General features: G+C 44.1%; 14 protein-coding genes and 1 tRNA gene. 3 read left to right on the top strand and 12 right to left on the bottom strand.

The window, feature by feature from the left end; all coding sequences use genetic code 11:
• Nucleotides 1-157: 157 nt before the first annotated feature.
• The 10 genes from K2H17_RS09540 to K2H17_RS09495 form a co-directional block, all read right to left on the bottom strand.
• Entirely contained in the window at nucleotides 158-457 is a 300-nt protein-coding gene (locus K2H17_RS09540) for a hypothetical protein (protein WP_300134098.1), read from the bottom strand.
• A gap of 19 nt (nucleotides 458-476) precedes the next feature.
• Nucleotides 477-1,121 carry a hypothetical protein gene (locus tag K2H17_RS09535; RefSeq protein ID WP_300134096.1) on the bottom strand — a complete coding sequence of 215 codons (645 nt, stop codon included), beginning with the start codon at nucleotides 1,119-1,121 and terminating at the stop codon, nucleotides 477-479.
• An 11-nt stretch (nucleotides 1,122-1,132) separates the two neighbouring features.
• Nucleotides 1,133-1,822, bottom strand: coding sequence for a hypothetical protein (locus tag K2H17_RS09530; RefSeq protein ID WP_300134094.1), 690 nt, complete (start codon nucleotides 1,820-1,822; stop codon nucleotides 1,133-1,135).
• Nucleotides 1,823-1,994: 172 nt separating this feature from the next.
• A complete protein-coding gene (locus tag K2H17_RS09525) occupies nucleotides 1,995-2,408 on the bottom strand; it encodes a hypothetical protein (protein ID WP_300134092.1) in 414 nt (137 codons plus the stop codon).
• Nucleotides 2,409-2,459: 51 nt separating this feature from the next.
• Nucleotides 2,460-2,813: a hypothetical protein gene (locus tag K2H17_RS09520; protein ID WP_300134090.1), complete on the bottom strand. Its 354-nt coding sequence runs from the start codon at nucleotides 2,811-2,813 to the stop codon at nucleotides 2,460-2,462.
• A 13-nt stretch (nucleotides 2,814-2,826) separates the two neighbouring features.
• Nucleotides 2,827-3,162 (bottom strand): hypothetical protein, encoded by a 336-nt coding sequence (locus tag K2H17_RS09515; protein ID WP_300134088.1) that lies wholly within the window; start codon nucleotides 3,160-3,162, stop codon nucleotides 2,827-2,829.
• Between the two features lie 11 nt (nucleotides 3,163-3,173).
• Complete coding sequence (locus K2H17_RS09510) at nucleotides 3,174-3,464, bottom strand: hypothetical protein (RefSeq protein ID WP_300134086.1); 291 nt, start codon at nucleotides 3,462-3,464, stop codon at nucleotides 3,174-3,176.
• A gap of 109 nt (nucleotides 3,465-3,573) precedes the next feature.
• On the bottom strand, nucleotides 3,574-4,449 hold the full coding sequence (locus K2H17_RS09505) for an HAD domain-containing protein (protein WP_300134084.1): 876 nt from the start codon (nucleotides 4,447-4,449) through the stop codon (nucleotides 3,574-3,576).
• Nucleotides 4,450-4,466: 17 nt separating this feature from the next.
• Nucleotides 4,467-4,557: transfer RNA gene (locus K2H17_RS09500), tRNA-OTHER, on the bottom strand.
• 80 nt (nucleotides 4,558-4,637) lie between these two features.
• The gene (locus tag K2H17_RS09495; protein WP_300134083.1) at nucleotides 4,638-5,336 is read right to left on the bottom strand and encodes a hypothetical protein; all 699 of its coding nucleotides are present in this window, start codon (nucleotides 5,334-5,336) and stop codon (nucleotides 4,638-4,640) included.
• A gap of 707 nt (nucleotides 5,337-6,043) precedes the next feature.
• Here K2H17_RS09495 and K2H17_RS09490 point away from each other — a divergent pair.
• Complete coding sequence (locus K2H17_RS09490; protein WP_300134082.1) at nucleotides 6,044-6,769, top strand: hypothetical protein; 726 nt, start codon at nucleotides 6,044-6,046, stop codon at nucleotides 6,767-6,769.
• Between the two features lie 51 nt (nucleotides 6,770-6,820).
• On the opposite strand, the gene K2H17_RS09485 is transcribed toward K2H17_RS09490, so the two are convergent.
• Nucleotides 6,821-7,843 (bottom strand): WYL domain-containing protein, encoded by a 1,023-nt coding sequence (locus tag K2H17_RS09485; protein WP_300134080.1) that lies wholly within the window; start codon nucleotides 7,841-7,843, stop codon nucleotides 6,821-6,823.
• Between the two features lie 106 nt (nucleotides 7,844-7,949).
• On the opposite strand from K2H17_RS09485, the gene K2H17_RS09480 reads away from it, so the two are divergent.
• A complete protein-coding gene (locus tag K2H17_RS09480; RefSeq protein WP_300134078.1) occupies nucleotides 7,950-9,149 on the top strand; it encodes an RtcB family protein in 1,200 nt (399 codons plus the stop codon).
• A complete protein-coding gene (gene prfH, locus K2H17_RS09475; protein ID WP_363319937.1) occupies nucleotides 9,146-9,781 on the top strand; it encodes a peptide chain release factor H in 636 nt (211 codons plus the stop codon). The genes K2H17_RS09480 and prfH overlap by 4 nt, the downstream gene beginning before the upstream one ends.
• A 202-nt stretch (nucleotides 9,782-9,983) precedes the next feature.
• Here the strand turns inward: prfH and K2H17_RS09470 are convergent, their stop codons facing one another.
• Nucleotides 9,984-11,093, bottom strand: a complete 1,110-nt coding sequence (locus K2H17_RS09470) for a site-specific integrase (RefSeq protein WP_300134076.1) — start codon at nucleotides 11,091-11,093, stop codon at nucleotides 9,984-9,986.
• Nucleotides 11,094-11,280: the final 187 nt, after the last annotated feature.

Genomic DNA, 11,280 nt, shown 5'->3' with positions numbered 1-11,280 from the left:
AAAATGTACGAAAGAGAGGTCTGTTTCCTTAGATGAAGTCAGCTGGGAAGCCCCAAATCATCAAAAATCAGAAGTGAAACCGACCCTTGTATAATAAAAGCTCAAGTAGCACGCTATCAATACTATAAGGATAGTGCATCGACAAATGACATAATTATCACAATCCGTTAGTACAGCGTGCTTTACAGCACGCTTTTATAACTACTTCATTCTCCGGAAGCACAACCTCCATCCCGACGATATTGAAATACCGGTCACCTTCAATCATGTAGGCATCCGAGTTACCATCCGGAAGGAACGTAATCTTTCCGCCCTCGCCCGAAAACACAGTGTTAAGGATGATGCTGTAATTCTCTTTGTATTCCGATATGGGGAGAAGCGCATCGGGATGTTTCTTTGTCATCGGTTCAATAATATCCTTGAACTCCAATGACTGGAAAAGCTCTTTTACGGTCATGGTTAATCAGTTATGGATATCAGTATTCATGGGTACTTTTGTGAAATGAGAATGTTCCGGCTTTGTAGTATTCAGGCATATTGTTGGAGTACATGGCATTCAAAGCCATCAATAATTGCTTTTCTGTTACCCATACGCCGAAGGGAAGATCGTCGAGGTCGGAGCTGCGTCCTTTCCGCGGATGACTCAAAAGCATATCAAGAAAGCGGACCAATCCCTTATCCATATCAAACGGAAAATAGTTGTATGGTTCTTTCAAGTCATCCTGAAGCACAGTGAGATCACTATAATCAGTCAGCCATTTGAATATCTCCAAAGCGGCTTTTCTTTTACCTCCGGCTTCAAAAAGAAGTGTAGCGAAACAATACCTATAGTCAGCATAACTCCATAACTCATACATTATTTCCGAGGCATATTTCTGCGAACAATCCTCGTCGAGGCATGTCACTAAAATTGCCATAAGTTCGCAGTCATCATGAATTGCCTCCCGACATTGTGCAATATCTGTCAGCAGGATATGTTCATCCTCCTCTTTGCCCCATTCAGACAAAAGACGACTGTCCGCATTGCAGTACACAAAGCGGATGTCATCGTAATTCTTCTTTGCCCTGAGCCGATCGACAATCATCCCGGCTCTGTATCCTAATGCTACAACTCTAAACATGTTTTTAGTAATCAGTCCCACCAATAGGTGAGGTTGTGGTCGAGGAATTTCCAAAGGATTTTGTAGGCTTTGGCGCGGCGCAGTTCTGACAATCGAAGTTCATTGAACTGGTCATCTGCGCCTATTTTATCGTAATCATATTGACTGAAAATACGACCGATAAAGCGATATGCGTTGCGGGGATTTACATAGACGCCTCCCATGTCATAGTAGTCAGCGGCCGCCAATTCCAGTAGTCGGCAGCAAAGCTCCATGCGCGACACATAGTGCTTGCTGTTTGTAAAACGATCGGTGTAGCGGTGATAACCGATGTGGTATTCGATGCGTTTGCGCAGAATGTCGAGGATGTGGCTCCAGTCGATTGCCGAGTCTTTGGCAATGGCCTCTTTCCAGTAATAATGGGCCTTGCGTTTTAGGCTCAGGTCTTTTCCGGGATTCTCAACGTAAGTGTATGAAAAGCCATCTTCTAAACGTTTCTGACAGTCTTTGTGATACCGAGTCTGTGTCCTGAAATCGTATAGTGTCGACCAATAGAGCAGATGAGCGGCAATTTCTGGTACTGAAGATCCGCTGTCATTTAAAATCACCTCTCGGCCTACAAGCCATTCAATCGGGTCAGGCGCTCCAGCTACATGAATCTTGCCTTCGAAATCGGTTTCAATTATCAGTGAAGTACCGGAATGAGTTTCATCAACTGTCATATTGTGGATTGTATAAAACAGTGTCTTATACAATTTCCTGACGCTCTCCGGCTCGTTATAATATGTCTGGAGAGTGTGCCAAACGTCCTCAAATTCGGAGTTTGTAAAGTATCCTTTGTATATCATCTTGCAAAGATAATGTAGTATACTGCCAGAAGAAGCCTGTGTAATCTTAAAGTTCTTCCCCGGTAAAGATATTTACCTCGACGTTGTTGAACATATCTTTGAAGGAGACTTCAGGGTCTACTTCTGCTAAACCATCATCCTTGCCGTCTCCCACATGGTAATTCTCATAGTCATAGTCTCCAAGTTCAAGATAGATTGAACACCACTTCTTATTGTCGGAGAGCTCCAATTTTATGCCGTACATCAGAAATTGCTCTTTGAATCTGTCATAGAAATCCTGTGCGGTTTTGATTTTCGCGTCGGTTATGAGTTTGGTATAATAGGCGTGTCGACGGCGAATCAATTCTAACGATTCCTTGTGACATTGGGCCATATAGGCAGACAATCCGGCAAATCTCTTCGCATTTTCTTCGCGCATTTTCTTTCTTCTTTCGGCAAGTGTCATTTCAGTCATATCCATTTCATTAAAAATTGGGTGGCCAAAATTAGTATGATTGGCCGCCAGAGGTTGTCAGTTCTTGTTAAAGAACTCCTCCGAATCCACGCTTTCTTCAGTAAAGATGTTAAGATAGCCATTGGCGCAACAAAAATCCTGCCACGCGATTATGTGGCTGACCGTAAGTTGTCCGTCAACCGAAGGTACTATAAAATACTCCTCATAATCATAATACCCCAACTGAAACCAAAGAGAAATTACTTTCTCTCCCGCATTGAGTTCTACGCTAAGTATGGCAAACCATTCATCCTTGTCTTTGGCATATTCCTCAAGTGAGGAGTATCCTTTCACAGACTCGGTAAGGAAAGCATGACGCCTGCGCATCATAGCATATCTTTCCTCGCTGGACATCCCGTCAATCACATTCATAACAGAAAATTTTTTAATATGAAGTCAGAATGTCATCTTCGTTGGCGATTTCTTCTTCGAGGATGTTGAAAATTTCGTTGGCGCAGACATCGTTTTGCCACCAAATGACATGGCTTATCGCAAGATGCCCGTCTGATGTTGGTACGACAAAATATTCCTCATATTCATTGTAGAGAAGATAGTTGCAAAGACTTACACAATTACCGCGCAATTCAAGATTTATGCCACGAATAGCAAACCATTCATCCCGATCGCGGGCATACTCTTCAAGTGAGGTATAGCCCTTGACGGTTTCTGAAAGAAATGTGTGACGTTTGCGCATCATGGCATATCTTTCTTTATTAGTCATGTCTATCAGATTCATATTTCGGATATATATTTGCGTTTAATTTTGTCTTTTACGGTCAGTCGGCCATTGGAAGCCATTATGATATAGTATTTTTCATATTCATAACAATCCAGCCAGTTTTCGATGGAAATATATTTTCCGTGCAGTCTGAGATCCATACCTATGATAGCAAACCATTCGTCATTATCTTTGACATACTCTTCAAGTGAAGTATAACCACCAACAGTGTTTGAAATAAAAGCAATCCGCTTGCACTTCATCTCACGCATCCCTTCGAGAGATATCATGTTTGTCAAATCCATATATTGGTGTTTTTTTAGAGTATAGTGATATCTGTCGCCAGACAATGGATGCCAAGCGATAATCAGACAGCGAATTTTTTAGAGCATTACCTAATTGGCAGACTGAATATTATCGTCTTAGAGATGCAACAAGTACGACTTGGTAAAACTCTCCTAACAATTCGTCGAATGTTATACCCCAGGTTAGCTCAACTTCTGTGTTGACTTCAGCCAATGCAGTCTGAGCTATTGACAACTCCGACATAGTAGGCTGCTTACTGCCACAACGGAAATCAATCAGCAAAGCATTGATTTTGTCAATCTTACAAGGAAAATCATTGATAGCCTCATTGAACGCATCATTCAAGTTTGAACCATTCCCGACTGAAATCCAATTTTCGCCTTCCGCTGAAAGGACACTGACAATATCATCTTTGGTAAGATTAATCATACCTGTTGTTTCTACAATGCGGTCAAGCTCTTTGACATCGCCATAAACGGAGTAACCGTTCCAATTTGAAACATCTTTCATATTATTCGATTTTGAGTTGAGTATTTTGATTGCATTCTGTGCATCGGCCTCTGTTATGCCGACAATGGGATTTGTCTCTACATAGCGATCATGTTGCGAGAGGAAAAAATCATCGAGGTCATCGATTATCACGTAATCAGGGCGGCCATTTCGGTCGAGCCAGCATTCTATGTCTTCACCGCGTGAGATGTAGATTGCACCACAAGGTATCGTATCAATGACCTCCCCTTGCAACCCGCGGACTTTCCACATTCGACGCAGACTGCTGAGGCAATGGGCGTAACGCCACGATGATGAAATGACAATCTTGGCTTCGGTTGCTACTAATATCTTACACAGATTCTCTACGGCACGAGGATCGAACAGCGGCCCCCAAACGTCCTTTGTCAGCTTGCCCTCAATGGCAAGCTGCGCCTGATACTGCTCGGTATTGAGCACTCCATCGAAGTCAAGAAAAATTACAGGTCGATTCATCTGTTATATTTTTTTAGCAGCCCGAGCCGGATTCGAACCGGCAATACCCCATCACAGGGCGCCTTCCATCTGATATAAGGTGTGTCTGACCGATTCCACCACCGGGCTGATGTAATTGTACCGCAAAATTACGACCGCAGTGTCTCATTTTGCGGTACAGCATAATTATTTTTTATTATGAACTTTATTCAATAATAACCTTCAATACAAGCTTTAATAATGGTATCAATATATCGATTCTTTTCTACCGTATTCCTTTGCGACGGATGATAAGCGTTGATTAGAACTTTACCCATCTTCGTCTTAAAAACTTCGGTAGGACCTGGTGTACTTGCGTTTTCAATCCAATCTTCACTTCTGTTTTCTCCAAAGTCTCCTTCCTCAAATTGTTTAAAGGTATTACCAAATATGATTATGTCAGGATTGTAAACTTTAACTTGCTCCATAACAATATCCTTCCAATCTCTAAGGCTCACAGCAAGTTGTCTGTCATTACTTGATGTAAGTGCCGGCATTTTATTTATATTGATGTAAGCGGTAGCTTTCAATAGCTTTAGCATTTCTTCATCCGGATCAGGAATGTCTATCTGATATTTCTTATTGCGAATACCATAAGTGATCCGCATCAGTATCTTCCACATTGGATAAGTTAATGTGAAATTATAAACTTCCCATCCACCACCCTTTGGTGTTCCATCTTCTATTATGTCATATGGCTCTTTCATAATCCACATTATACGCGGACTATTTGAAAGATATGAGATGACATCACATACTCCATCATATATAGGTTCTGTATCTTCAAGGTTATATCCCAACGATTCTGCCCGCTTAAGCATTCTCTGATGCAACAATTGTTGCGCAGAGTACAATTCTTCAACTGTCATTAGATTTAAATTTAATTGAGTAAATATAATTCGGTATCTATACTGATAAAAAGAGGTCACAACACTCTTTCAGGAAGGCTTTGGTAGGCCTGTAATCATGATTGAAGCAAAAGCATCCTGCGTCATCATGTGAGGATACACTGATTGCCCCTGACTCCCACCTTAAGATTCCTTATAGAATTTACCTGATTCCACCAAAGCGGATGGCTGGTCATTGCAAAAGTGCAAGATCTTATGTCGTTCTAAACTGTCTGTTTCGTATTTTCACGGTATTGGTTCATAACGCAAATTTATGAAATTTAATATTGAATTACAAAGGATTATGCGCATGTTTTAATGTAGGGTTCAATACTTATGTCAAAAGTAACCGGATGATGTCCCAATTCTTGATACCGGCATAGATTATTTGTCCATTTTTAGCGCTTGTCTCGCAAAATGATACACTATTGACCTAATTTTGCACATAAAATCAAAGTTCATAATAATTATGCCACTAACCGAATTAAACCGGAAGTTTTTCAAAGCTCATCTATTAATGGGAATTGGCGCCTTTTTAGGAGTTATTGTCGCTTCTCTAAACAGTTTTAGTTATCCATTGCTTTACGGATTTCTGTCCGGTTTGCTGCTCTCTGTTCATACTTACAGACAATGCTTGATTGTACTGATTGAAGAATATAAACGTCTAAGAAACAAACACAATACTGAAAATGAAGACATTTCGTGAATACCTCAACGATTGCCAGTTTGAAGATGTATGGCAAGCGATAACAGAGAATTTTTCAGAATCCGAAGAGTTGAAACCTGTATATGCCGAGTATTGCCAGAAATTGAAAAACCTCTCTGAACGACGCTGCAAAGGTGTAATCGAATTATCAGGTCAGCCCACACGACAACCTGATGGAATGAACGCCGCACCCGACTGGCTTATTGACAAGAAGGTCAAAACCTCCGAGAAAGACAGCGCCTACATTTCCGCCGTGCTGCTTTACTGGGCCTCACTCCATACATTCCATACATCAAAAGAGCATGACGATGACCTTTGGCATTATCTTGACATAATCAAATCAGACGATTGTCAGGCTTTGGGGCAGTACCTTATGGAGTCAGTTAAGCCAGACCCTCTCAAACAAGTCAAGCGTGAGTGTATCGACCGAAAGGAGCGCCTCTTCTGGGAAGAGACAATTTCACACTCATCTCCCGGCGACTGGCGTGGCATACTTTACGTGTTAAAGCGCAAACTTGAATACGACATGGGATTCATGCGAGGTTTTGCCGACCATGCCGGACGAGAACACGATGCGGACCGAATGCAGCTATGCTGTCGACTTATTGACGGTGCTACCGCTGACATTGACCCCGACGAACGCGCCCGGCGCATGCTCAGCCTGCTATTTAAAATCCTCGAACAAGACATTGACGGCTGGTGCGATTAAAATCTAAGAAAATCAATCTCTGCGAACTTTCCTCTGCCTTTTCTCTGTTTTTTAATCCTTATAATGTGAAGCTGCGATGCGGACGCTTTCGGCTATGCGGTCCCGAAAATGCGGAGGGGCGATTACTTCGGCATGGCCGCCGTAACCAAGTATCAAACGTTCCAGTTCGTTGTTGATAACGACTTTCAGTGACAGCTGGATGCTGCCGTCGCGGAAACGTTGTTCCACTTTCTGCGACTTATGAAATGGTTTTGACTCTACGTATGGAGCCTGTTGACGGTCAATCTTGATCACAACGCGACGCGCTTTGTCGCAGATCTGCTTCGTCACTCCGATTGTGTCGTCAAAAAAGTGTTCCGGATCAAAATCAACACATTTCCTGAATGGATGCGACTTGTCCAATTTTACCGAGTGGATGCGGTCAAGAGCGAAGATGTTGACCTGCGGAACGCGGTTGGTCGATTTCTCTCCTATCAGAAACCAACGGTTGCGATATTCCTTCAATAAATACGGATATACTGTCAGTGCCTCCGGCTGCCGTGCTTTGAACGACTGATATTCAATTATTACCGTCTGCTGCTTCCTTACCGCGTCATATATCACGCCAATAAACTGAGCTCCCCTATAACCCGGCACATGTTCCATATCCATAGCAGGCACTGATGACCCTGTATGACGCGAAATCTGCTCGTTGAGCTTGCTTATGGTGTCGATCGACGATGCCAGCTGCGGAAAACCTTGAAGTTGACGCAGGATGTCAAGCGCAGAATTCAGAGCATCGAGGCCTTCGTCATTCAACGGCAGATGGGTAATGCTGTAATCCGGATCTTCATATTCATAATATTTGTTTTCCCGGACCACAATCGGTGCGTTATAGCCCAGGCGATCGCTTCTCATCAGGGCCAGATCATTCTGAAACGTCCGGCGGCTAACAGGGTTGCTGCGTCCCTCGAATTCGGCCAAAGCATCGGTGCAGGCGTCAATCAGATCATTGATGGTCCACCGTCGGTAATGATTCTGAAGACACTTGTCAATCGTTGAGATGCGGATTAAAGTAGCTCGATTTAATGGCATAAAAATAAGACAGTATTAAAATTTTCCGCTAAAATAATCATTTTTCAGAGTCTGCGCAAATTAATTGCGCACTATCAATTTTCCTTTGCACCAAAATTTTAACGCTATGATAATAAACGGAAAAACCACTTCAGCGGAGATATTCACCGACAATATCGAGACTTCAGCCTTGGAATGGGTGACTGAACTCTGCAACCATCCGGCTATGGAGGGAATCAGCATAGTCCAGATGCCAGATGTACACGCCGGAAGCTCGTGTAACGTAGGCACAGCCTATCCGATCAAGATGTATGTCAACCCTGACCATGTCGGAGTTGACATCGGCTGCACCATATCCATGCACCGCCTTTCAGACATTGTCAGCCCCGAAGATTTCCCACTTCTGGATCATCGCATCCGGGAAGCGATTCCAACAGGCTCTGAAATCTGTTTGAAAAATTCAATCAACGAAAAAGAGTTATTTCGCTTTCTCAATTCACAATACCGGAAAGCCCGCTCTGCCGCTCCAGATCTTATAAACGAGACCGCGCGCATCGATGCCCGTTTCATCTCGGATTTCTGCCGACGCATCAAACTCCAGGAGGGAATCTTCTATAAAAGCATCGGTTCACTTGGCGGAGGCAACCACTTCATTGAGTACGGCGAGGATCCCGTCAACGGAGAGGGATGGCTGACAATCCATTGCGGATCCAGAAACCTCGGAGTCAAGGTTGCAAACCATTGGCACAACGTCGCGCAAAATCCCAAACGGGCCAAATATATCGGCTATCTGTGGGGCGATACGCTGAAAGGTTACCTGTCTGACATGACCATCGCGCAGGCCTACGCCCTGTATAACCATCAGGTAATCCGCGACCGGGTCTTCGCTATACTGAAAAAGATCTGCAAGGCAAAATGCACTGAGTCAATCTTCACCACACATAACTATATCTCTGTGACAGACGGGCAGCCAATGTTGCGCAAAGGCGCGATCGACGCCTCCGCCGGGCGCAAGGTGGCCATTCCATTCAATATGCGCGACGGGATTGCCATCTGCATCGGCAAGGGTAATGCACAATGGCTCAATACGGCGCCTCACGGTGCAGGACGCCTGATGAGCCGTGCTCAGGCTAAAAAACAGATTGCACTGGACGACTTCAAAGAAACTATGTCAGGAATATTCTCAACGTCAGTCAGCGATACAACGATTGACGAATCTCCGATGGCCTACAAACCGACTGACGAGATCCTTGATCTCATAAAGCCTACGGTTGATGTAATTGCCATGATCAAACCCAAACTCAACATCAAAGACAACGGACAATGAACCTTCAGCTCAACGAACATATGCGAGTTAAACAATACATACAGATTACCGCCGGGCGCGGGCCGGTGGAATGTGCACGGGTGGTAACACTTGTAGCGCGTGAACTGCTCAAAACAATCCCATCGCTTCAACTTGCCGACTGCGAACCTCACAATCAGGCCGCTGAGTGCTACATGTCCATAACACTCGCAACCGATGAACCTATATCGCAATCCATCATCAACGATTGGCAAGGGACGGTTCAATGGGTATCAACCCAAAATTCCTACCGTCCGGCCCATAAGCGCAAAAACTGGTATGTAGGAGTCAACTTTTTCGACGAGATCAGCCTTCCGGATATAACAGAAAGCGACATCAAATATGAGACCTGCCGATCGGGAGGTAAAGGCGGGCAGAATGTCAACAAAGTGGAAACAGCCGTTAGGGCAATCCATACCCCTACCGGTCTCTCCGTTAAATGCACCGAAGAACGGTCCCAGCTTCGGAACAAGATCCTTGCCAAAGAACGGCTGATGCTGAAACTCCGCCGGCTGAATGAAAATGCCGTTGCCGACTCTCAGACACGGCAATGGAGCAATCACGATTCTCTTGAACGAGGCAATCCGGTGAAAAAATTTCGCGGACCGCTATAATTTTCGCAACCTGTATCGGCAAATGACACATCACAGCCATAACTTTGCAGCATAACTTAAACGAAAGTCAACAATGAAAGAGTCAGAACTTAACAGATCAGAAAAATCAATACTCTATGCTCTGAAAAAACACACAAATTTCAATTTAAGAGGGTGTTTAACACTAAAGTACGGTTAAACGCCCTCTTAACTTCCGCTGATTCTATTCGAGCTTTATCCGTTCAAGCGTATCGCGTTTTGTCGAGTCGATTATCCGGGCATAAATCTGTGTTGTCGAAACGCTGGAGTGATCAAGCATCTTGCTGATTGTATAGATATCCGTACCGGCGGCAAGTTGCAATGTGGCAAATGTGTCACGAAACCGATGGAAGGTGATGTGCTTGGAAATACCTGCGGCCTTTAGCCATTTGCGCAGAGGATACTGAGTCATTGAACGCTTCAGGCCCTTGAACACAGGCCCGCTGCCACGATCGCCACACAAAGCGAGCATCTGACGGCTCAGAGGATGGACAGACTCCTTGCGTGTTTTCTGAATCCTTATGAACATAGCCGGCTCTCCGGCTGCATCGTGCCCTATATCCACCCATTGCAAACGCAGAATGTCACTGATGCGCAGGCCGGTCAGGATTGAAAAAAGTGATGCCTGACGCAGAACCGGGATGTCACACGGTGTGGCCGCCAGAATTTTCACCTCTTCAGCAGTAAGAAAGTTTTTCTTCACTTCCTCAAATGATATGGCATCAAGACAGACACTTATATCTTCTCTAAGCAACCTCTCCCGATATGCCATCCGCAGCAAACCTCTGAAGGCAGAGAAATATCTCGCGGCGGAATTGCGTGTAAGTTTCATTTTCGGATGACGCAACTGAAAAGCATCAAGAAGATAGTCTCTGAATTTACGGCAAAGCACAATTGTCAGATCGCCGAACGAGCATTGGCCTCCTACAAAGCGGCTGAAATGAAGATAAGGCATCTCCCATTTTTTAGGCTGCGCTCTCGCCTGAGATTCGAAATATTTCAGGAAGTCAGCTTTCAGCTGTCTGCGGTCAAGAAAACCGAATTCCTGATTGATGACCGCCTCCTGGCGGCGACAACGTATGATTTCGGCCTGCATCATTATCGAGTCATTATATTCCTTCTGCCGTTTATCCTCTGGACGGGCATAGATATAAAATCCCAGACACTCACGACGCGACATCCTCATCGTTTTCGGATTCCTGATAGGCGGATAATAGTCAAGATAGAGTGACAGGCGATCATACTTGATCGACCGCAAACGCAAACTTACTTTGGAACAAGTTGATGGTAACATGATTGATTGTTTTTAAGTTGATATCGAATATCAAATAAGCAACTCTTAAAGATCAAACGATATTATTCCATCTTTCAGACAAAAAAATATCCCGACACTGATATTTTGTTGGCTCAAGCCGAAACTACGGTGCATGAATTGATCGAAAAGTGTTAAATTTGCGGCATGAAAACCAGCGAAGCTTTTT

The organism is Duncaniella sp. (assembly GCF_029054785.1).
In the GTDB taxonomy this organism is placed as follows: Bacteria; Bacteroidota; Bacteroidia; order Bacteroidales; family Muribaculaceae; genus Duncaniella.
This window is presented reverse-complemented; position numbering and strand designations above follow the sequence as displayed.